Source organism: Bradyrhizobium sp. AZCC 1588 (assembly GCF_036924735.1).
Lineage (GTDB): Bacteria > Pseudomonadota > Alphaproteobacteria > Rhizobiales > Xanthobacteraceae > Bradyrhizobium.
In genome coordinates this window covers 5,095,551-5,117,980 of sequence record NZ_JAZHSC010000001.1, presented here as the reverse complement: position 1 = coordinate 5,117,980, position 22,430 = coordinate 5,095,551, and the positions used below count along the sequence as shown (strand labels likewise).

The 22,430-nt window shown below is 63.3% G+C and carries 18 protein-coding genes; 12 read left to right on the top strand and 6 right to left on the bottom strand.

What is annotated here, in order from left to right:
* Window positions 1–7: 7 nt before the first annotated feature.
* From V1277_RS23875 to V1277_RS23860, 4 genes are all read right to left on the bottom strand, one after another.
* Entirely contained in the window at window positions 8–1,552 is a 1,545-nt protein-coding gene (locus V1277_RS23875) for a WS/DGAT/MGAT family O-acyltransferase (protein ID WP_334418391.1), read from the bottom strand.
* A gap of 148 nt (window positions 1,553–1,700) precedes the next feature.
* Window positions 1,701–2,435 (bottom strand): esterase/lipase family protein, encoded by a 735-nt coding sequence (locus tag V1277_RS23870; RefSeq protein WP_334420438.1) that lies wholly within the window; start codon window positions 2,433–2,435, stop codon window positions 1,701–1,703.
* 68 nt (window positions 2,436–2,503) lie between these two features.
* Window positions 2,504–2,755: a DUF6489 family protein gene (locus V1277_RS23865; protein ID WP_065744106.1), complete on the bottom strand. Its 252-nt coding sequence runs from the start codon at window positions 2,753–2,755 to the stop codon at window positions 2,504–2,506.
* A gap of 101 nt (window positions 2,756–2,856) precedes the next feature.
* Window positions 2,857–4,110, bottom strand: a complete 1,254-nt coding sequence (locus V1277_RS23860; RefSeq protein ID WP_334418390.1) for an NAD(P)/FAD-dependent oxidoreductase — start codon at window positions 4,108–4,110, stop codon at window positions 2,857–2,859.
* Window positions 4,111–4,299: 189 nt separating this feature from the next.
* Here V1277_RS23860 and V1277_RS23855 point away from each other — a divergent pair, with 189 nt between their 5' ends.
* The 12 genes from V1277_RS23855 to V1277_RS23800 all read left to right on the top strand — a co-directional run bounded on the left by V1277_RS23855 (window position 4,300) and on the right by V1277_RS23800 (window position 18,398).
* Entirely contained in the window at window positions 4,300–5,895 is a 1,596-nt protein-coding gene (locus V1277_RS23855; protein ID WP_334376637.1) for an ABC transporter substrate-binding protein, read from the top strand.
* A gap of 102 nt (window positions 5,896–5,997) precedes the next feature.
* A complete protein-coding gene (locus V1277_RS23850) occupies window positions 5,998–6,978 on the top strand; it encodes an ABC transporter permease (RefSeq protein ID WP_334418389.1) in 981 nt (326 codons plus the stop codon).
* Between the two features lie 11 nt (window positions 6,979–6,989).
* Window positions 6,990–7,961, top strand: a complete 972-nt coding sequence (locus V1277_RS23845) for an ABC transporter permease (RefSeq protein WP_334418388.1) — start codon at window positions 6,990–6,992, stop codon at window positions 7,959–7,961.
* Window positions 7,958–8,956, top strand: a complete 999-nt coding sequence (locus tag V1277_RS23840) for an ABC transporter ATP-binding protein (RefSeq protein WP_334418387.1) — start codon at window positions 7,958–7,960, stop codon at window positions 8,954–8,956. The genes V1277_RS23845 and V1277_RS23840 overlap by 4 nt, the downstream gene beginning before the upstream one ends.
* Complete coding sequence (locus V1277_RS23835) at window positions 8,953–9,951, top strand: ABC transporter ATP-binding protein (RefSeq protein ID WP_334418386.1); 999 nt, start codon at window positions 8,953–8,955, stop codon at window positions 9,949–9,951. Before V1277_RS23840 ends, V1277_RS23835 begins: the two co-directional genes overlap by 4 nt.
* Before the next feature lie 103 nt (window positions 9,952–10,054).
* Entirely contained in the window at window positions 10,055–11,860 is a 1,806-nt protein-coding gene (locus tag V1277_RS23830) for a gamma-glutamyltransferase family protein (protein ID WP_334418385.1), read from the top strand.
* A 31-nt stretch (window positions 11,861–11,891) separates the two neighbouring features.
* Window positions 11,892–12,602, top strand: coding sequence for a DUF1028 domain-containing protein (locus tag V1277_RS23825; protein WP_334418384.1), 711 nt, complete (start codon window positions 11,892–11,894; stop codon window positions 12,600–12,602).
* Complete coding sequence (locus V1277_RS23820) at window positions 12,599–13,588, top strand: ABC transporter ATP-binding protein (protein WP_334418383.1); 990 nt, start codon at window positions 12,599–12,601, stop codon at window positions 13,586–13,588. Before V1277_RS23825 ends, V1277_RS23820 begins: the two co-directional genes overlap by 4 nt.
* A gap of 169 nt (window positions 13,589–13,757) precedes the next feature.
* Window positions 13,758–14,867, top strand: a complete 1,110-nt coding sequence (locus tag V1277_RS23815) for an ABC transporter ATP-binding protein (RefSeq protein WP_334418382.1) — start codon at window positions 13,758–13,760, stop codon at window positions 14,865–14,867.
* Window positions 14,868–14,890: 23 nt separating this feature from the next.
* Complete coding sequence (locus V1277_RS23810) at window positions 14,891–16,402, top strand: ABC transporter substrate-binding protein (protein WP_334418381.1); 1,512 nt, start codon at window positions 14,891–14,893, stop codon at window positions 16,400–16,402.
* 163 nt (window positions 16,403–16,565) lie between these two features.
* Window positions 16,566–17,507, top strand: coding sequence for an ABC transporter permease (locus V1277_RS23805; protein ID WP_334418380.1), 942 nt, complete (start codon window positions 16,566–16,568; stop codon window positions 17,505–17,507).
* Between the two features lie 3 nt (window positions 17,508–17,510).
* On the top strand, window positions 17,511–18,398 hold the full coding sequence (locus tag V1277_RS23800; RefSeq protein WP_334418379.1) for an ABC transporter permease: 888 nt from the start codon (window positions 17,511–17,513) through the stop codon (window positions 18,396–18,398).
* A gap of 29 nt (window positions 18,399–18,427) precedes the next feature.
* Here the strand turns inward: V1277_RS23800 and cnbZ are convergent, their stop codons facing one another.
* Window positions 18,428–19,171, bottom strand: coding sequence for a 2-amino-5-chloromuconate deaminase CnbZ (gene cnbZ / locus V1277_RS23795; protein ID WP_334418378.1), 744 nt, complete (start codon window positions 19,169–19,171; stop codon window positions 18,428–18,430).
* A gap of 122 nt (window positions 19,172–19,293) precedes the next feature.
* A complete protein-coding gene (locus tag V1277_RS23790) occupies window positions 19,294–22,386 on the bottom strand; it encodes a MexW/MexI family multidrug efflux RND transporter permease subunit (protein WP_334418376.1) in 3,093 nt (1,030 codons plus the stop codon).
* Window positions 22,387–22,430: the final 44 nt, after the last annotated feature.

Genomic DNA, 22,430 nt, shown 5'->3' with positions numbered 1-22,430 from the left:
CAGCCCCCTATTCAGCGGCGCGGGTCATGCTCGGCGGCGGCGCGAACGCCGCCTCCAGCGCTTCAAATTCGATCGGGAGCATGTCGCAGAGAATCTGGACATGCGGGATGATGTTGGCGCCGGCGATGAAGCCGAAATCGAGTTGGTCGCGGTAGCTCTGCACGGTGATGTTGAGCGCGATGCCATGCGTCGAGATCGACACCGGGAAGATGTGCAGCAGCTCGGCGCCGGCGGCATACAGCGTCTGCCGCGGCCCGGGCACGTTTGATACGGTGATGTTGGCTGCCGGCGGCAGCACGTCGGAGAGGTTGGAGCGGCTGTAGAGCAGCGCAAGTATCTGGGTCACGATCGGCGCGCCCAGCATCGAAAGGTTGGAGACTTGCGGCATCAGCGCCCGCAGCGGATGCGACATCTCCTTCGACTTGGTGGATTGCGCGATGATGGTTTCCAGCCGCGTCTTGGGATCGTCGACATTGGTGGCGATCGCGCAGATCATGCCGAACACCTGGTTGTTGGCCTCGGCGTTGCCTTCCTCGCGCAGCGAGATCGGCACCGCTGCGGTCAGGGATTTGCTGGGCAGCGCGCCCTGGCTGATCAGGTAGCGGCGCACCACGCCCGAAGACAGCGCCAGCACCACGTCGTTGAGCTTGCCGCCGGACGTCTTTGCCAACGCCTTTGCGCGCGACAGCGAGATGGAGGTGCCGGCAAAGCTGCGCTCCGACGAGATCGTCTTGTTGAGGATGGTCGGCGGCGAGGCCATGCTGGCAAGGCTGTCGCGCGACTTGGGATCCGAAACCTTGCCGACCACATCGGACACGCTCTTGAGCATCGTCGGAATGCTGCTGGCGAATTTCACCGCGCTCTCGATCTGGAACATGGCGTTGTCGAACAAGATCGAGCCGAGATCGCTCTTGCCCGTGCGCGGCAGTTCGAGGCTCTTTGGCGCGGCTTTGGCGTCGAACGGCTGGGTCCAGAGCTGCTGGTAGGAATCGATCAGGTTGGCGGCGATATCGCGCGGCTCCTGCGCCACCTTGCGCGCGGTGGGCGGATCGACCTGGCGCGGCACCGGCGTGACGTCGTAGATCATGCTGGTGAGAGCTGCGCCGGCGCCGCCGTCGATGCAGGCATGGTGCATCTTGGAATAAAGCCCAATCTCGTTATCCTTCATGCCTTCGAAGACATAGAACTCCCAGAGCGGGCGAGCGCGGTTAAGCAATTTGGCATGCATCCAGCCGACGATGCGCTCCAGCGTCGCGCGGTCGCGCGGCTCCGGCAGGCTGGCGCGGAAGATGTGGCGGTCGATATCGAACTGGTCGTCCTCGACCCAGGACGGATGATCGATGTCGAGCGGCGCCTTCTCCAGGCGGGCTTTCAGGATCGGCGCGATGTGCAGCCGCGAGGCGATCATCGCCTTGAACTCTTCGAAGAAGTCGCCCTTGTAGCCTTCGGGCAGGCGGAAGATCGCCATGCTGCCGACATGCATCGGCATTTCCGGGGTTTCCAGATACAGAAACGACGCGTCCAGCGAAGACAGCTTCTTGGCGTCCGCCATATTTTCCTCCCGCAGTAGAAAACGCGGCGCCTTGGCGGCGCTTCTGGCGTCTGGAATGTCTTTGTTATTGGAGCATATCCGAAAACCGACAGCCATCCCGCATCAAGCGGGATCTTTCGCGATCATGCCCTTAGCTCAGGGCGCGGATTCAGGATTGTGCATTTTCGGGGGGCCCATAGGCAATGGCAAATGGTCCTGATCGGTCAAAATGCTTAAACTCGCCTTCCGCCTGCGCCAGGCGATCGGCTACTGCCCACAATGCTGCGGGGTTGACGCCGAGCCCGATATGGCTGGCAAGGTGGACCTCGATGTTTTCGGCGGTTGCGGAGGGACGCAACAGGCTGGTGTGCCAGTTCACGATGCCGTCGGTCCGCGAATAGATAGAGGTCGCCGGCACCGGCAGGTCACCGGCAATGGCCAAGCGGATTTCCGGATTGTCGTCGACAGTTTCCCCCGACAGCACCTCATAGAGCCGCGTGGCGTTGGTCGCGCGGATATCGCTGGCAAACGGGCTGCCGAGCGTGATCACCGAGCGCACCATGTCCGGCATCTGCAGTGCGAGATCGCGCGCATAGACGCCGCCGAGGCTCCAGCCGACGAGACTGACCTTTCGGCCCGTGGCTTCATAGATGCGCCTCAGGAGAGCTTGCAGTGCCCCGCGCTTGGAAGCGATGCCGCCGAAATTGCGGCCCATGTCCCAGGCATAGGTGTGGTAGCCGAGTTCTTTGAGATAGCGCCGCATCGGCGCCATCGATAGATCGCTGGCGAGAAACCCCGGCAGCGCCAGCACCGGATGCCCGTCGCCCCTCGGCGCACGCAACAAGAGCGGCGACAGTAACAGACTCGAATTCAGCTCGAACAGCGCCCGCGTCTCGGCCAGCATCAGAAACAGGCTTGGCGGCCGAAGCCGCTGCTCTTCTGTTGCTGCGCCGCTTTCTGCGATGGCCACTCTCACTTGTCCTTCTTGGCCATGCCGCCGAGCCCGGCCATGGTCACGAACATATCCTGGAATCGCTCGGCGATCTTGGGATCGAACGTGAACCAACTCTGGATCAGCGATTCCGGCGACACCTTTTCGATGTTGGCCATCACCTGCTGCTGCATCTTGTCCATCACGGCGGTCTGCATCGGCGAGACGTCGGGCAATCCGAAGAACTGCCTGGCCTCCAGCGGCGTGCAATCGATTTCGACATTAACTTTCATGACCGCTCCTTATCGCGCTGCCCTTGCTGCAGTATCGACACGACGGACCGAGTCATGCAAGGACCAGAGCCGGTCCCCGGTCCCTTCAATTCCCGATATGGTCAACCAAAGCGTTCGATGGCAAACGGCCTGGTATCGGCAAACGGCGTCTCGCCAGTCATCATTTCGGCCAGCAGGCGGCCGGTTGCGGGTCCGAGCGTCAGGCCGTGGTGCTGGTGGCCGAAATCGAACCATAGCCCGCCATGACGGGGGGCCTTGCCGATCACCGGCAGCATATCCGGCAGACAGGGCCGCGCCCCCATCCAGGGCTTGGTGTCGACCGGCTCGCCGAGCGGGAACAGTCGGTGCGCCCGCGGCAGGGCCCGCTCGACCTGGATCGGCGTTGGTGGTGCATCGCGGTGGGCAAACTCGGCGCCGGTCGTGAGCCGAATGCCGCGGTTCATCGGCGCCAGGAGATAGCCGAGATCGGTGTCCAGCACGGGATGGTTCAAGACCGCGTTGCCGCGCGGCTTGAGATGCAAATGGTAACCACGCTTGACCTGAAGCGGGATCGAATAGCCGAGTGGCGCGAGGATCTGGTCGGACCACGGCCCCATCGCCACCACCACTTCGCGCGCCGCAATAGTGCCTTCCAGCGTCGCCACCCGCCACCGTCCGCCCGCCTGCTCGAGCGTTCGGGCGTCGCCGACCAGGTAACGCCCGCCCTTGCGGCCGAACAGCGCCGCATAGGCCTTGGCCAGCCCACCGGGATCGGGCACAAATCCCGGCGCGGGAAAATGGATCGCGCCGCTGAAATCACCGGTCAGATGCGGCTCGCGCGCTGATATCGCAGGCCGATCCAGCAGCTCGCCGGCGACGCCGTGCTCCCCGGCACGCTTGAGATCCTGCACCGCATTCGCAAGGGTTGCCTGGGAACGAAACAGTTTGATCCAGCCGGTCCGCCGCAACAGCTCCGGCACATTGGCTTCCGCAATCAGCGCCTCATGCTCGATCAGGCTGCGCTGGATCAGCGGCAATTCGGCCATTGCGCTGTGCAGTGCACGCTCCGGTGATGAGGCGAGGAAATACCGGGTCAGCCACGGCAGGAAGACCAGCAAATCCCTGAAATGGTAATGCACCTGCGGCGCGCGAAGAAACGCGTAGCGCAGGATCTGGCCCACGTCCCGCGGAAACATATAGGGAAAGACCGAGGCGCATTCGATCAGCCCGCCATTGCCGTAACTGGTTTCCTCGCCGGCCGTATCATGGCGGTCGATCAGAACCACGTTCCGGCCGCGTTTTTGCAGGTGCAAAGCGGCGCTGACGCCGACCATGCCTGCACCCAGGACGAGAACGTCGGCCTTCAGTTCCGCCATCCGGCACTCCGAAAGTTCAATGTAACGTGCTTGCGCATACGTCTTAAGGTGACACTAGTCATTGCCGCACCGCCGCGCAAACCGGCACGCAGTGCGGGATAATGAAGCTTGCGCGGTGGCTGGACTCTGGCAACATGGCTCGGCAATATCCGGCGGAAATTGCTGATCAAAAGCGGGGAAATCGAACAAATGTCGGTACGTCAGACTTTGCTTGCAGCGGCCACGGCTTCCATCCTTGCCGCGGCAATGGCGCCGGCATCGGCCCAGAGCCTGCGTTATGCCAATCAGGGCGACCTCAAGTCCCTCGACCCCTACACGCTGAACGAGAGCACCACTCACGCCCATCTCGGTCACATCTTTGAAGGTCTCATCGCCCGCGACAAGGATCTGAAGATCATCCCCGCTCTGGCGGAGAAATGGGAAACACCGGAGCCGACCCGCTGGCGGTTCCATTTGCGCAAGGGCGTGAAATTCCAGAACGGCGACCCCTTCACTGCCGACGACGTGCTTTTCTCGGCGGAACGTGTTCAAAAGAAGGGCTCGAACCTGCAGACCCGCATTCCCAGCGGTACCAAGGTCGTCAAGGTCGACGACCACACGGTGGACTTCATCCTGACCTCGCCCAATCCCATTCTCAATTCGCAATGGGATACCTGGTACATCATGAGCAAGAAGTGGGCCGAGGCCAACAACGCCGTCGAACCCACGCCCGCGGCGGCAACGACGCCGAGCTTTGCCTCGCTCAACGCCAACGGCACCGGCGCCTTCTCGGTCGAAAGCCACCAGCCCGGCGTCAAGACCGTATTCAAGGCCAACCCGAACTGGTGGCGCAAGCCCGAACATAATCTCAAGGAAATCATCTTCACGCCGATCGGCTCGGACGCCACGCGCGTCGCCGCGCTGCTGTCCGGCGAAGTCGACGTCATCGAGCCGGTTCCGATCCAGGATATTACGCGGGTGGATTCCAGCCCGAACGCCCAGGTGCTGAAGGGACCGGAGCTCCGCACCATCTTCCTCGGCATGGATCAGGTCCGCGACGAACTGCTCTACTCCAACGTCAAGGGCAAGAATCCCTTCAAGGACATCAAGGTGCGCGAGGCCTTCTTCAAGGCCGTCGATATCGAGCTGATCAAGACCCGCGTCATGCGCGGCCTGGCGACGCCTTCGGCGCTGATGATCGCGCCGCAATTGTTCAAGTTGTCCGGCGACTTTACCCGTCCGAAATTCGATCCCGACGGCGCCAAGAAGCTGCTGACCGAAGCCGGCTATCCCGACGGTTTCGAAGTCACGATGGACTGCCCCAACGATCGTTATGTCAACGACGCCGCGATCTGTCAGGCCGTCGTCGGCATGCTGGCCCGCATCGGCGTCAAGGTGACGCTCCTGGCCCAGCCCAAGGCGCAGTATTTCGCCAAGGTGCTGAAGCCCGGCGGTTACCAGACCTCGTTCTATCTGCTCGGCTGGACGCCCGGCACGCTCGACTCCCACAACGTCCTGCATGACATCATGGGCTGTCGCGACGATCCGAAGTCCAACCGCGGCGAGGCCAATCTCGGTGGCTACTGCAACAAGAAGGTCGACGCACTCACCGAGAAGGTCTTGCAGGAATCGGACACGAACAAGCGAGACCTCCTGATCAAGGAAGCCTTCGAGATCGGCACCAAGGATGTCGGCTACATCCCGCTGCACCAGCAGGCGCTGGCCTGGGGTGTGTCGAAGAAAGTGAAACTGAGCCAGCGCGCCGACAACCAGGTCTTGCTCTACTGGGCGACCAAACAGGATTAGTCAGGCTCGACACAGGTCCCGGTGGCTCTAGCGGCTTCCGGGACCTTTCGTTTCCAGGCGACAGCGACGTCCGCCGCACCAAGAGAGCAGTGAAAGGAATACATGCTCGCTTTCACTCTTCGCCGCGCTATCCAGGCCATCGGCGTCATGATCGCGGTCGGCGTCATCGCGTTTTCGATGTTCCGTTTCGCCGGCGATCCCGTCAACCAGATCGTCTCATTGGACACGCCGGCCGCCGAACGCGAGGCGGTCCGCAAGTCGCTCGGGCTCGACGATCCCGTCCCGGTGCAATTCGCACGCTATTTCGTCAATGCCGCGCAATTCAAGTTCGGGGTCTCCTATCAGTTCCGTCAGCCGGTTTCGAACCTGTTGATGGAACGAATGCCGGCGACGCTGGAGCTTGCCGCCTGCGCCACCGTTCTCGCCATGGTGTTCGGCATCCTGATGGGGGTCTATTCGGCGCTGCGGCGCGATACGATTCTGACAAAGTTCTTCCAGGCAGTGTCGCTGATCGGAATCTCACTGCCGACCTTCCTGATCGGCATCCTTCTCATCTATCTGTTCTCGGTGACGCTGGGCTGGCTGCCTTCATTCGGCCGCGGCGACGTGGTGCGGATCGGCTGGTGGACGACCGGCCTGCTCACCCTTTCCGGCCTGAAGGCGCTGATCATGCCATCGATTACGCTTGGCCTGTTCCAGATGACCCTGATCATGCGGCTGGTGCGCGCTGAAATGCTCGAAGTGCTCCGCACCGACTACATCCGCTTCGCCCGCGCCCGCGGCCTGACCACGCGCGCGATCCATTTCGGCCACGCGCTGAAGAACACGCTGGTTCCCGTCATCACGGTCGCCGGCTTGCAGTTTGGCTCAGTAATTGCATTTGCCATCATCACCGAAACCGTCTTCCAGTGGCCGGGTATGGGATTGTTGTTCGTGCAGGCCGTGCAAAATGTCGATATCCCGATCATGGCCGCCTACCTGCTGATGGTGTCGCTGATCTTCGTTACCATCAATCTGGTGGTCGATATCCTCTACACCGTCGTCGATCCGCGCCTGCGCTCGACCATCCGCCGTCCGGCATAAGCGAGACTGATATGTCTGACGCCGTCGTACCACACCGAGTAGAGTCGAGCCCGCAGCGGGCGCGCTCTAACGCGAGCTGGCTGAAGCGCGTGCTCGACAGCGACATCTTTTACTCGTTCCGCCGCTCCCGAATGACGATGGTGGCGGCCGCCGTCACCGTCCTGTTCTTCCTGCTGGCGATCTTTGCGTCCCAGCTCGCCGTGCAAAACCCGTTCGATCCAGCGCAACTGCAATTGATGAATTCGCGCATCTCGCCGCTGTGGACCGCCGAGGGCCAGAGCCCGTTCCTGCTCGGCACCGATGAACAGGGTCGCGACGTGTTTTCTGCGATCCTCTACGGATTGCGGATTTCGCTCGTCGTCGGCGTGCTGGGCGTTATCTTCGCCGGCACGCTCGGCATCACGCTTGGCCTCATTGCAGGCTATGTCGGTGGCGCGGTCGACGGGCTGATCATGCGCATCGCCGACGTGCAGCTCACCTTCCCGGCCATCCTGATCGCGCTATTGGTCAACGGCGTCGCCAAATCGGTGTTCAACAACCGGCTCGACGCCGTGAGCACGCTGGCGGTGCTGGTGGTTGCGATCGGTCTCAGTTTCTGGGTGCAATACGCCCGCACCGTGCGCGGCTCGGTCATGGTCGAGAAGAACAAGGACTATGTCGCTGCCGCCCAACTGATCGGCCTTCCCGCGCCCAAGATCATGCTGCGCCACGTGCTGCCCAACACCATGGGCCCCATCCTCGTGATCGCGACCATCAACCTCGCGCTCGCCATCATCACCGAGGCGACACTGTCGTTCCTGGGCGCCGGCATGCCCGACACCATGCCCTCGCTCGGCACCCTGATCCGGATCGGCAACAACTATCTGTTTGCCGGCGAATGGTGGATCGTCGCCTTTCCCGGCATCGCGCTGGCGGGACTGATCCTCTCCATCAACCTGCTCGGCGACTGGCTGCGCGACGCGCTTAATCCAAAACTCCGATGACCGTTCCCGTCCTCTCCGTGCGTAATCTCGAGGTGGAATTCCTCACCCGCCGCAGCACGCTGCGCGCAATCAACGGCGTTTCTTTCGACATCGCCAAGGGCGAAGTGCTCGGCGTGGTCGGCGAATCCGGCGCCGGCAAATCGGTCACGGGACTGGCCGTGATCGGACTGATCGATCCTCCCGGCCGCATTTCGGGCGGCGAGATCTATCTATCGGGAACGCGGATCGATCACCTGCCGCCGGAAGAAATCCGCCGTATCCGGGGCAAACGGATCGGGATGATCTTTCAGGATCCGCTGACAAGCCTCAATCCGCTCTACCGGATCGGCGACCAGATAGTCGAGACGATTCGAACCCACTTGTATCTGTCGGAGACCGCGGCGCGCAAGCGTGCCATCGATCTCTTGGCCGAGGTCGGCATTCCCGCGCCGGACAAACGCATCGACGCCTATCCGCACGAATTCTCCGGCGGCATGCGCCAGCGTGTCGTGATTGCGCTGGCGATCTGCGCCGAGCCGGAACTGATCATCGCCGACGAGCCGACCACCGCGCTCGACGTTTCCGTGCAGGCGCAGATCATCTCGCTGATCAAGCGCCTCGGGCGCGACCACGGCACAGCGGTGATGCTGGTCACCCACGACATGGGCGTGATCGCCGAGACCTCCGACCGGGTCGCGGTGATGTATTCGGGCCGGATCGCCGAGATCGGCCCGGTGCAGGATGTGGTGCAGAACCCGCTGCATCCCTACGCCAAGGGCTTGATGGGCGCGATCCCGACGCTCGCGGGCGAAGACAAGCGGCTGGTGCAAATACCGGGTTCGATGCCGCGGCTGTCGGCGATCCCGCCGGGCTGCCCATTCAATCCGCGCTGCGCCTTTGTGTTCGACCGTTGCCGCGTCGATCGGCCGGAGCCGCTCAAGCACGGTTCGCACGCCGTGGCCTGCCATCTGTTCGACACCGCGCCCCATGAAGCGGCGAAGGAGACCGTGGCATGAGCCCGCCCTTTGTCGATGTGAGGAATTTGCGCCGCGTGTTCGACGTCTCAAAGCCGTGGCTCAACCGCGTGCTGGAAGGCGGCCGTCCGGAATTCCTGAAGGCGGTCGATGGCGTGACGTTCGACATCAGGAAGGGCGAGACTTTTGCTCTCGTCGGGGAATCCGGCTCGGGCAAGACCACCGTGGCGCGGATGGTCGTGGGACTTCTGCCGCCGACTTCGGGCGAAGTCATCATCGACGGCGTCTCGATGACGAATGCCAGGCAGGCGCAGGCACGGCAGCGGTTGCGCCGCCGTATCCAGATGATTTTTCAGGACCCCTACGCGAGCCTCAATCCCCGCTTCCGGGTCGATGCCATCGTCTCCGAGCCGATTCGTGCCTTCGACCTGATCCAGGGCGAGCGCGATATCCGCTTTCGCGTCGGCGAATTGTTGAATCTCGTGGGCCTGCATCCCGACGACGGCCTGAAATATCCGCATGAATTCTCGGGCGGGCAGCGCCAGCGCATCGCGATTGCGCGCGCGCTGGCGTCAGATGCCGAATTCATTGTTTGCGACGAGCCGACCTCGGCGCTCGATGTCTCGGTGCAGGCGCAGATCCTCAATCTGATGCGTGACCTCCAGGACAAATTCGGCCTGACCTATCTCCTCATCAGCCATAACCTCGCCGTGGTCCGCCACATGGCGACGCGCATCGGCGTGATGTATCTCGGCCGTATTGTTGAAATCGCCGAGGGCCGCGAATTATTCGCCAATCCGCGGATGCCCTACACCAAAATGCTGCTCGGCGCGGTTCCTGATCTCGCGATGTCCGGCCGGCAACGGATTCCGGTCAAGGGCGAGATCCCGAATCCGATCGATCCGCCGCCCGGCTGCGCCTTCAACCCGCGCTGTCCGCTCGCCTTCGATCTGTGCCGGCGGCAAACGCCCGAGCTGATCAACGGGGTTGCCTGCCATGCCGTCAACCAACCGGTTGAGGCTGCCGCCGCGATATGATCACGGAGATGGGTGCAATGCGTGGCATCCCAGCGGTTGGCATCCAGCCTCGCCTGTGGTCAAGTGCGCGCACACCGCGATACCAGCACGGCATTGGATTCCCATGAGCAACATCAGTCCTGATCCGTTCACCACAAGGCCGGAAATCGAAGGCACCTTTGGCGTCGTCACGTCGACCCACTGGATCGCGACCGCCGTTGGCATGAGCATCCTGGAAAAGGGCGGCAACGCATTCGATGCCGGCGTTGCCACGGCCTTCACGCTGCAGGTGGTGGAGCCGCATCTGAACGGTCCGGGCGGCGACGTGCCGATCATCGTGCATGACACCAGGCGCGGCCGCACCGAGGTGATCTGCGGTCAGGGTCCGGCGCCTGCGAAGGCAACCATTGCGCACTACAAGAGCGAAGGGCTGGAGATGGTACCCGGCACCGGGCTCCTCGCGGCGTGCGTGCCCGGCACGTTCGAATCCTGGATGCTGCTCTTGCGCGATTACGGCACGATGCGGCTGCGTGATGTGCTGGAGCCGGCGATCGCCTACGCCCGCGACGGCTACCCGCTGGTCGAGCGCGCTTCCGCAACGATCCAGGTCGTCGAGCAGTTGTTCAGGAAGCACTGGACGACATCGGCGGCGGTCTACCTGCCGAACAACGAAGTACCGAGACCGGGCACGCTGTTCACAAACAAGCAGCTCTCCGAAACCTACGCCCGCATCCTTAAAGAAGCGGAAAGCGCGGGCGGCGACCGCATCGCACAGATCGAGCGCGCGCGAAAATCCTGGTCGCAGGGTTTTGTGGCGGAAGCGATCGACAAGTTCTGCCGCACGCAGGAAGTAATGGACGTCAGCGGCTCACCGCATCGCGGCGTGCTAAGCGCCGATGACATGGCACGCTGGCAGCCGACAATCGAGGCGCCGCTGACCTATGATTACGGCCGCTACACCGTCTGCAAGCCCGGCGTCTGGAGCCAGGGCCCGGTAATGCTGCAGCAACTCGCGCTGCTCAAGGGATTTGAGCTCGACGGGCTCGACCCTGCCGGGCCCGACTTCATCCATCTGCAGATCGAATGCGCGAAACTCGCCTTCGCCGATCGCGAGAAGTTTTATGGCGACCCGAAATTCACCGACATCCCGATCGCGACGCTGTTGTCGGACGCCTACAATGACGAGCGCCGCAAGCTGATCTCCAGAGACAAGGCCTCGCTCGATTTCGTCCCCGGCTCGGTCGAAGGTTTCGGCTCGGTCGTCAAGCTGCGCCGTGCGGAAGGCCATCGCGAGGCGGTCGGTGCCATGGGCGCGGGCGAGCCGACCGTCGGCCGGTTCGGCGAGGTGCGCGGCGACACCGTGCATTTCGACATCATTGACCAGGCCGGCAACATGGTCTCGGCGACGCCGTCCGGCGGCTGGCTGCAATCCTCGCCGGTCATTCCCGAACTCGGCTTCTGCCTCGGCAGCCGCGCGCAGATGTTCTGGCTGGAGGAAGATCACCCGGCAGCACTTGCGCCCGGCAAGCGCCCACGCACCACGCTCTCGCCCACCATGGCGCTGCGCGACGGCGAGCCGTACATGGCCTGGGGATCGCCTGGCGGCGACCAGCAGGATCAATGGACCACGCAGTTCTTCCTGCGGCATGTCCACGCCAAACTGAACCTGCAGGAAGCGATCGACGCACCCGCTTGGCACTCCGAACATTTTCCGATTTCGTTCTGGCCGCGCACCGCGCGTCCCGGCGTGCTCGTGCTCGAAAGCCGCGTACCGAACGCGACCGTCGATACGCTGAAGAGCCGTGGCCATGTCGTCGAGATCGGTCCCGAATGGTCGGAAGGCCGCCTCACCGCTGCCTCCAAGGTCGGTCGTCGCCGTCGCGCTGCTGCCAATCCGAGGGGCATGCAGGGCTACGCGGCGGGCCGGTAGAGGCGACTTGGGATGACTTTGAAGGTTTAAGATGACTTGGTCGATCATCGCCCGTGATTTCTCAACCGGCCAGATCGGCATCGCGGTCGCGACCAGGTTTTTTGCGGTCGGCGCGCGCGTGCCGCATATAGCGCCCGGCGTCGGCGGCATCGCGACGCAAGCGCTCGTCAATCCCTATTACGGCATTGACGGCGTGAAGCTGTTGCGCGAAGGCCGCAGCCCCCGCGAGGTGGTGGACATTCTGCTCGTTACCGACGATGGACACGAGGCCCGCCAACTTCATGTCATGGATATCAAGGGCCGCATCGCAGCGCATACCGGCCGCGAATGCATCGACTGGTGTGGGCATGTCCAGGGTGACGGCTTCTCCCTCGCCGGCAACATGCTGGCGGGCGCCGCCGTGCTCGATGACACGGCGAAAGCCTTTGTCGCCAATGCCAGCCTTCCCTTTGCGCAGCGGCTGATCGTAGCGATGAAGGCCGGCGAAGCCGCCGGCGGCGACAAGCGCGGCAAGCAATCGGCGGCGCTGTTGATCCATGGCGAAGAAGAATGGTCAGATCTCGACCTGCGTGTCGACGACCATACCGATCCGTTGGCCGAACTCGAACGTCTCGAACAGGTGAGCCGCGAGCGCTGGGTGCATTTCCGCCCCTTCCTGCCGACGCGCAAAAATCCGGCGGGGATCACCGACCGCACGGTCATCGATGCCCGCATCGACGCGGCGACGACGGGCAAGGCATGACGGCAAATCCGCTGATCGAAATCGAGGGCCTGCGCGTGGTCTTCCACGGCGACGATGGCCGTACCACGCACGCGGTCGACGGTGTCGATCTCAGCGTGGCCAATGGCGCGACGCTTGGCCTCGTCGGCGAATCCGGCTGCGGCAAGAGCGTGACCTCGCTCGCCGTCATGGGATTGTTGCCAAGGCGTTCCGCTGAGGTGTCGGGTTCGATCCGTTTCGACGGGTTTGATCTCCTCGACATTCCCGACGACACGCTGCGCGATCTGCGCGGCAATCGCCTCGCGATGATCTTTCAGGAGCCGATGACGTCGCTCAATCCGAGCTTCACCATCGGCGATCAGATCATCGAGACCATCCTGCGCCATCGCGGCGGGTCGCGGCGGCAGGCGCGCGAGCGCGCGATCGAGCTGCTGCGGCGGGTGCACATCCCCTCGCCCGAGAAACGTGTCGACGAATATCCGCACAAGCTGTCCGGCGGCATGCGCCAGCGCGTGATGATCGCGATGGCGCTGGCCTGCGACCCGCGCCTTTTGATCGCCGACGAGCCGACCACCGCGCTCGACGTCACGCTGCAGGCGCAGATCCTCGATCTGATGCGCGAGCTGAAGGCCGCCAGCGGCGCCGCGATCATCCTGATCACGCACGATCTCGGCGTGGTCGCCGAAGTCTGCGACGAAGTCGCTGTGATGTATGCCGGCGAGATCGTCGAACGCGCACCGGTCGACGAACTCTTCGCCAGCCCGCAGCATCCCTACACCGTCGGCCTGCTCGGATCGATCCCGCGGCTCGGCCGCCGTACCGAACACTTGGCGACGATCGAGGGCATGGTGCCGAACATGGCGAACCCGCCCGCCGGCTGTCGCTTCGCCGCGCGCTGTCCCTTTGTCGTTGAAGCTTGTGTTGCCGCGCCGCCGCCGCTGGCGATAGTCAGTCCCGGCCACGCCTCGCGCTGCATCCGCGCACCGCTGGAGCGGCTGGTGTCATGATCGCTACGCTCTCCGCTCTCGTTCCCCGGGCGCAGTGCAGCGCAAGCGAAGCGCAGCGATGCACTGCAGAACCGGGGCCCATCTTGGGTCCCATGCGACATGGGTCCCGGTTCTGCAGCGCATCGCCAAGAGGCGCTGCACTGCGCCCGGGACACGAGGGGTGCCCGCGATGACGGCGCTGCTCGAAGTCGAGGGCCTTGTAAAGCATTTCGTCGCCGCGCGATCGGTGTTCGGCCGACCCACCGCTTATGTCAAAGCGGTCGACGGCGTCAGCTTCACGGTCGAGGCCGGCAAGACGCTGGCGCTGGTCGGCGAATCCGGTTGCGGCAAGTCCACCGTCAGCCGGCTGGTGCTGCGGCTGATCGAGCCGGATGCGGGCAACGTTCGCTTCGAGGGCCGCGACCTCGGCGCGCTCAGCGCCAACGAATTGCGCGCCTTCCGCCGCGATGCGCAGATTATCTTCCAGGATCCCTATGCGTCGCTCAACCCGCGCATGACGGTGAGCCAGATTCTGAGCGAGCCGCTGGCGCTGCACGATCTGGTGCCGGCCCCGCGCCGCCGCGAACGGGTCGAAGAGCTGCTACGGCTGGTCGGGCTCGAGCCGCGCTTTGCCCGCCGCTACCCGCACGAATTTTCCGGCGGCCAGCGCCAGCGCATCGCGATTGCGCGGGCGCTGGCGGTAGAGCCGAAACTGATCATCTGCGACGAGCCGGTCTCCGCGCTCGACGTCTCGATCCGCTCGCAAATCCTCAATCTGCTGCGCGACCTGCAGGACCGGCTCGGCCTCGCCTACATCTTCGTTTCGCACGATCTGGCGGTCGTGAAGCACATCGCCGACCGCGTCGCCGTGATGAATCTCGGCGGTATCGTCGAGACGGCGGACGCCGAGGCGCTGTTCGCCGCGCCCCGGCATCCCTATAGCCGTGCGCTACTGTCGGCGATTCCCGTGCCCAAACCGCAGGCCCGGCGCGGCCGCATCGTGCTGGAAGGCGAGATGCCGAGCGCGCTCAATCCGCCCTCCGGCTGCCGCTTTCATACCCGCTGCCCTTATGTCATCGAGCGCTGCCGCACCGAAATTCCGGCCCTGCTCGCCGACGGCACGGGACACGCGACGGCGTGTCACCGCACCGCCGAATTGCCGTCGCCCGGGGCCATCGTTCCCGCCGATGGCGGATTTTCGCCGGTGCTGGAAAAGTTGGTCGCCGCCTTCAGCGGTGGCACGGAAGGTGCAGGCCGCGTCGGGGTTGACGTATCAGGAACACAGCCAAGTGCGGTGTAATCGTGGATAAGGGGATGGCAGCAATGAAAATCTTTCGTTTGGCAGTCACGGCGGCGGCGCTGCTGCTGTCGCTTCCGGCAACCGTTCAGGCCCAGACCACGCTGCGGATCGGGCTCGCCGAGGACCCCGATATCCTCGACCCGACCATGGCCCGCACTTACGTCGGCCGCATCGTGTTCGCATCGTTCTGCGACAAGCTGTTCGACATCGACGAGAAGCTCAATATCGTGCCGCAGCTCGCGCTGAGCCACGAGACCTCGGCCGACGGCAAGGAAGTCACCATCAAGCTCCGGCCCGGCGTCAAGTTTCACGACGGCGAGGCCTTCAATGCGGAGGCCGCAAAGTTTTCGCTGGAGCGCCACCTGACGATGCAGGGCTCGTTCCGCAAACCGGAACTGGCAGCCGTCGATCATATCGACGTCGTCGATCCCCTCACCATCAGGCTGGCATTGAAGGCGCCCTATTCCCCTCTGGTCGCGCAGCTTACCGATCGCGCCGGAATGATGGTATCGCCGAAGGCGGCCAGAGAGGCCGGCGACAAATTCGGCCTGCGTCCGGTTTGCGCCGGTCCCTACAAATTCGTCGAGCGCGTGCAGCAGGACCGCATGGTGTTCGAGAAATTCGCCGACTATTGGAACAAGGACAATATCCATATCGATCGCATCGTCTATCTGCCCTTGGTGGACGCGACGGTCCGCCTGGCCAATTTGAAATCCGGCGGGCTCGACCTGATCGAACGCGTGCTCGCGACGGACCTCAAGGAAGTGCAGGCTGACTCGAAGCTGAAATTGTCCAGCGCGATCGAGCTCGGCTATCAGGGCGTGACGCTGAACGTCGGCAAGGACAAAGCCAAGGGGCCGCTCAGCCAGTCCGCCAAGGTGCGGCAGGCGCTCGACCTCTCGCTCGACCGCGACGCGATCAGCCAGGTGGTGTCCAACGGCGAGTTCAAGCCCGGAAACCAGTGGGTCAACCCCGATCATCCCTATTACCAGAAGACCTTTCCGATACCGAAGCGCGATGTCGCCAAGGCCAAGGCGCTGCTGAAGGAAGCGGGCGTCACGCCACCGGTCAGCGTGGACTTCATGGTCTCGAAGGGCGCGGAAACCGAAGCGGCGGCTCAGGTGATCCAGTCGATGGCGGCGGAGAGCGGCTTCGACATGAAGCTCAGGGTCACCGAGTTCGCGACGTCGTTGAAACAGGCCGAGGCCGGAGAATACCAGGCCTTTCTCCTGGCCTGGAGCGGTCGGATCGACCCGGACGGCAACTCCTATGTCTTCCAGAAGAGCGACGCGCCGCAGAATTACAGCGGCTGGTCCAACAAGGAGGGCGACAAGGCGCTCGATGACGGCCGCCTCGTCACCGATCAAGCGCAGCGCAAGGCGATCTACGAAAAGCTGGCCAAGATCGTGCTGGAGGAGAAGCCGCTGCTCTACATCTATCACCGCCGCATCCTGATCGCGCATACGACGAAGCTCAACGGCTACAAGCAGATGCCGGACGGGCTGGTGCGGGTGGTCGGGCTGAAGCTTAAGTGAGGCGCGCCTACACGCCCTCGTTTCCCGGACGCGGTGCAGCGCGGCAGCGCTGCTCCGCAGAGCCGGGACCCATCGATCCGACGTTCCCGATCTCAACGAGGTGGGTCCCGGTTCTGCAGCGCATCGTTGCACGCTGCGCTGCGCCCGGGACACGGATAGTGCCATGCTGAACTTCCTCGCGCGGCGTATCGTCCAGCTCATCCCGACGCTGTTCTTCGTCTCGATCCTGATCTTCTCACTGCAGCAATTGCTGCCGGGCGATCCGGCGCTGGTGATGGCCGGCGAGGAGCGCGATCCCGATGTGATCGCGCAGATCCGCGAACAGTACCGGCTCGATCAGCCGGTGCCGGTGCAATATGTCTACTGGGTCAAGGGCGTGCTGTCGGGCGATTTCGGTGAGTCGCTTCGCAACAAGGTGCCGGTGCGCGAACTGATCGCCCAGAAGCTGCCGGTGACGATGCAGCTTGCGTCGATGGCGATCGTGATCGCCTTCCTGATCGGCATTCCGGCCGGAATCATATCGGCTGTCAAGAAAGGCACGGCCTGGGACTATGGCGCCAATTTCTTTGCGTTATGGGGGATCTCGACGCCGAATTTCTGGCTCGGCATCATGCTGATCTTCCTGTTCTCGATCCAGCTCGGCTGGCTGCCGGCATCGGGCTATGTGCCGCTGACCGAAAACTGGCGCGCCAGTATCGCCTCCACCATCATGCCGGCCTTCGTGCTCGGCAACGCGATCGCCGCGATCCTGATGCGCCATACCCGCAGCGCCATGCTGCAGGTGCTGGAAAGCGATTACGTCCGCACCGCCCGCGCCAAAGGGCTTCTCGAACGCTCGGTCATTCTCAAGCACGCCATGCGCAACGCGCTGACGCCGGTGATCACGCTCGGCGCGCTCGAGTTGGGCACGCTTTTGTCGGGCGCAGTATTGACGGAGCAGATCTTCTCGATTCCCGGTTTCGGCAAGCTGATCGTCGACGCGGTCTTCAACCGCGATTATGCCGTCGTGCAAGGCGTCGTGCTGACCACGGCAACGATCTACATCACGCTCAATCTCATTGCCGACATCGCCTACGTCCTCGTCAATCCGCGGCTGAGGACCTAAGCCATGACTGACGCTGCCCTCGGCGCGATCAAGATAACTACCTCCGACGAACTGGAAAGCCCGGCACGCCGCGCGCTGCGCCGGCTGTTCAAGCGGAGGGGCGCGGTAGCCGGGCTTGTCGTGATCGCAACCTTCATGGTGCTTGCGGTGTTTGCGCCGCTGATCTCGCCTTATGAGCCGATCGCGACAAGCTGGTCGCTGGTGCGCAAGCCGCCTTCCGCGCTGCACTGGTTCGGCACCGACGAGCTCGGCCGCGACATTCTTGCCCGCGTGATCTACGGCGCGCGGGCTTCGCTTCTGGCCGGCGCCATCTCGGTCGGGATCGCGTTGTCGATCGGCGTGCCGCTCGGCCTCTTGTCGGGCTACCGCGGCGGCTTTATCGATGCCCTGATCAGCCGCATCACGGATGCGATGCTGGCCTGCCCGTTCCTGATCCTGGCGATTGCGCTCGCGGCATTCTTAGGGCCCAGCCTCGGCAATGCCATGATCGCGATCGGCATCTCGGCGACGCCGATCTTCGTGCGGCTGACGCGCGGCCAGGTGATGAGCGTCAAGGTCGAGGATTATGTCGAGGCCGCGCGCGCCATGGGCAATCCGCGCTGGCGCATCGCGCTGTTTCACATCCTGCCGAACATCATGCCGGCGCTGTTGGTGCAGGCGACGTTGTCGATAGCGGCTGCCATCATCGCCGAAGCCGCGCTGTCGTTCCTCGGCCTCGGCCAGCAGCCGCCCGCACCGTCCTGGGGCAGCATGCTCAATGCCGCGCAGCGCTTCCTGACCAATGCGCCATGGATGGCGGTCTGGCCGGGACTGGCGATCTTCCTCGTGGTGCTGTCGTTCAACCTGGTCGGCGATGGTTTGCGCGACGCGCTCGATCCGAGGGAGAGGTGACGGGAGGACGGCCAACGCCACCAGCGGCTCTAAATCACCAACTCCCTCATCACCCTTCGGCAATCCATCTCGTATTCCAGATCGATCACCGGCGGCCGTGCAAAATGCCAGGTCAAACCCGAACGCGCGGCGCCGCGGCGAACCAGTGCATCGGCAAAGACGTGGTGGAAATCGTGGATGGTGTAGGTCTGCACATCCGTCGCATCTTTCCAGCCGAAGCCGAATTCGCCCATGCGCCGCTCCATCACGCCGGCGACGTAACGGACCTTGTCCGCAATACCCTCGGGACTGACGTCGCGGTAACGCACGGTGCGTTCGGCGTAGCTCGCATTGCCCTCCTGCGACTCGCCGCTGCCCGCGATCACGAAGCTCGGCGCCGTGCTTTGGCTCGGCCGCGTGAATGAAAAGGCGTAGAATGACGGTTCGGCCGGCGGATCGATTTCCGGACAGACATTGCTGCGCGCCACCGGATTGGTCGTGCCGTCATAGACGCCCCATTCGCTGAGCGTCTTGACGTAGTGCAGGTTGAAATTGCGGAATCCCTCGTCGGTGAATGCCGCCGGCGACCGCAGCTCGCAGGCGCAGAACGACGCCAGCGGCCTGCCCACCGCCTCGATGTACTTTGCGATCCGCGCAAAGCCTTCGGCCAGCGGCAGCCATTTGTCGAAACGCACCCGCTCGATCTCAAATCCGGGATTTGCTGCGACACCGCCCGAGTACTGGAACACGGCGGGAATAAAGCGGTAATTGCCGGCGGGAAAGTCGCTTGTCATGTTGCCTCCCTGTTTTTCTATCTTTTAGCATGGAGACACACCGGCGTCGCATCTCCCGGCATGAAAAAGCGGCGGCAACGATTTCCCGCTGCCGCCGCTTGCTATTCTGCAGTTACAAAGGCTCAGGTCGGCTTGAGCGCGGACCCAAGATCGAAATCCGCGATCTCCTTGGTCCGTTTGGAGCCGGCCTTGGCCTGGTGATCGGTGGCGAGCCAGACATAGACCGCCGGCAGCACGAACAGCGTGAACAGCGTTCCGATCGACATGCCAGCTACCACCACGAGACCGATCGAGAACCGGCTGGCAGCGCCCGCGCCCGTGGCGGTCAGCAACGGGATCAGACCGGTGACCATCGCCGCCGTCGTCATCAGGATCGGCCGCAGCCGGATGCGGGCAGCCATTTCGATGGCCGAACGCTTGTCGAGACCTTCCTTGAGCTGCAGTTCGTTGGCGAATTCGACCATCAGAATGCCGTGCTTGGTGATCAGGCCGACCAGCGTCAGCAACCCGACCTGGGTGTAGATGTTGATGGTCGCCACGCCGAAGAACAGCGGAATCAGCGCGCCAACGATCGCCATGGGAACGCTGATCATGATCACCAGCGGATCGCGCAGGCTTTCGAACTGCGCCGCCAGCACCAGGAAGATGATGATCAGCGCGAAGCCGAAGGTGATCGCGAGCTGATTGCCTTCCTGCACATATTGCCGGGAGTCGGCCAGATAGTCGTGGCCAAAACCGGCAGGCATCTTCTTCGCCTCGCCCTCCAGGAAATCCACCGCCTGTCCAACCGTCACGCCCGGCATCGGCACCGCGGAGAACGTCGCTGAATTGAGCTGGTTGTAGTGCGTCAGCGCATTCGGATCGGTGGCGGTTTCGATCGACACGATGGTCGACAGCGGCACTAGCTGCCCGGTGTTGGTCGGGACGTAGTAACCGCCAAGCGATTCCGGCGACAACCGCTTGTCACGCGGCACCTGCGGGATCACCTGATATGAGCGACCCTCCAGGTTGAAGCGGTTGACGTAATTGCCGCCCAACAGCGTCTGCAAGGTAGCGCCAACCTGCGACATGTTGATGCCGAGGTCGCTCGCCTTGGAGCGGTCGATCGAGACGCGAACCACCGGCTGATTGAATTCGAGGTCGCTGTCGGAGACGATGAACATACCGCTCTTGCGTGCGGCATCCTTCAGCTTCGCCATCTGGTCATAGACGGCCTGGAAACCGGCGGTCGAATTGATCACCATCTGGATCGGCAGGCCACCGGGCCCGCCGGGCAACGGCGGCAGGTTGAATGCGAACGCCTGGACGCCTTCGATCTTGCTGATCTCGGCCTGCACCAGCGGCTTCAGCGCGATCGAGGATCGCTCACGCTCGTCCCACGGCTTGAGCAGCATGCCGGCAATGCCGCCCTGCGGGCCGTTGATGCCGTTGAGGACGAAGCGCAGGTCCGTTTCCGGAAACTTGGCAAAAGCCTTGTCGAGCTTGTCGCCGTAGAAGTCGACATAATCGATGTTGGCGTATTTCGGCGCCTTGGTCACCGAGAACACGATCCCCTGATCCTCCTCGGGCGCGAGCTCCTTGGAGGTGTTCATGTAGAGGAAACCGACCAGACCCAGGATCGTCAACGCGAACAAGCCGGTGATCGGACGATAGTCGAGCGAGCGGTCGAGCTGGCGGCCGTACCAGCGTGTCATTGAGCCGAACACCCTGTTGACCAGCCTCGAGAACCGCCCCTCGTCCGCGCTCTTCAGGAGGACCGAGCACATCATCGGCGACAGCGTCAACGCGATCACGCCCGACACGATCACCGAGCCCGCCAGCGTGAAGGCGAATTCGCGGAACAGCGAACCGGTCAGGCCGCCGAGGAAGCCGATCGGCGCGTACACGGCGGCAAGCGTAATCGTCATGGAGATCACGGGGCCGACGATTTCGCGCGCGCCCTGCAGCGACGCCTGCACCGGCGTCTTTCCTTCCTCCAGATGGCGATGGATGTTCTCCACCACCACGATGGCGTCGTCGACCACGAGCCCGATCGCCAGCACCATCGCCAGCAGTGTCAGAAGATTGAAGCTGAATCCCATCATCAGCATCAGGCTGCAGACGCCGATCAGCGACAGCGGAATAGTGACCACCGGGATGATGACGGAGCGGAACGAAGCCAGGAACAGGAAGATCACGATGACGACGATCAGCACCGCCTCGATCAGCGTGTTCTTGACCTCGTCGATCGACGACTGAATGAACTTGGTCGAATCGTAGGCCACCTTCATTTTCATCGATGGTGGCAGGTTGCGCTCGATCTCCGGCATCAACGCACGCACGCCCGTGACCAGTGTCAGCGGGTTGCCTTGCGGGGTCGCCTGCACGCCGATGAAGATTGCGCGCTCGCCACTGAAGGCGACGCTCGCATCCGAGCTCTGGGCGGCAAGTTCGACGGTTGCGATGTCCTCGATCCGCACGAAGCCGCCGTCCTTGGACTTGACGATCATCTTCTTGAACTGCTCGAGGTTCCGCAGGTCGGTATTAGTCTGGACGTTCGAGACGATGAAGTAGCCCTTGGACTGACCGGCCGCGGCCTGGAAGTTGTTGGCCGCGATTGCCTGCGAGACGTCGGTCGGCGACACGCCACGGCCCGCCATGCGCACCGGATCGAGCCACAGCCGCATCGCGAACGTCTGGCCGCCAAGAATGTCGGCGGATGCGACGCCGTCGACCGTCGACAGCAGTGGCTGCACGACGCGCGTCAGATAGTCTGAAATCGCCGACCCCGAAAGTTCTTCGCTGGAGAAGCCCAGATACATCACGGCCGTGGTCTGGCCGGTCGTCTTGGTTATGACCGGGTCGTTCGATTCCTTCGGGATCAAATATTTGACCGAGTTTACCTTGGCGAGAACCTCGGTCAGCGCCTGGTTCGGATCGAAATTCAGCTTGATGTAGACCTGAATCGTGCTGGTGCCCTGCACCGACGAGGAAGTGATGTAGTCGACGCCCTCGGCGGAAGCGACCGCCTGCTCGATCGGCGTGGTGATGAAGCCTTGAATCAGGTTGGCCGACGCGCCCGGATATGAGGTGGTGATGTTGACCACCGTGTTCGACAGCTTCGGATATTGCCGGATCGGCAACACGCTGGCGGCGCGCAGACCGATCAGGAGGATCAGCAGGCTGACGACGACCGACAGGACCGGACGCTTGATGAAGATATCGGTGAAGGCCATCGCAAAATCATCCCGCTGGGTTCAGCATTTCCGGGGCGCGGCCG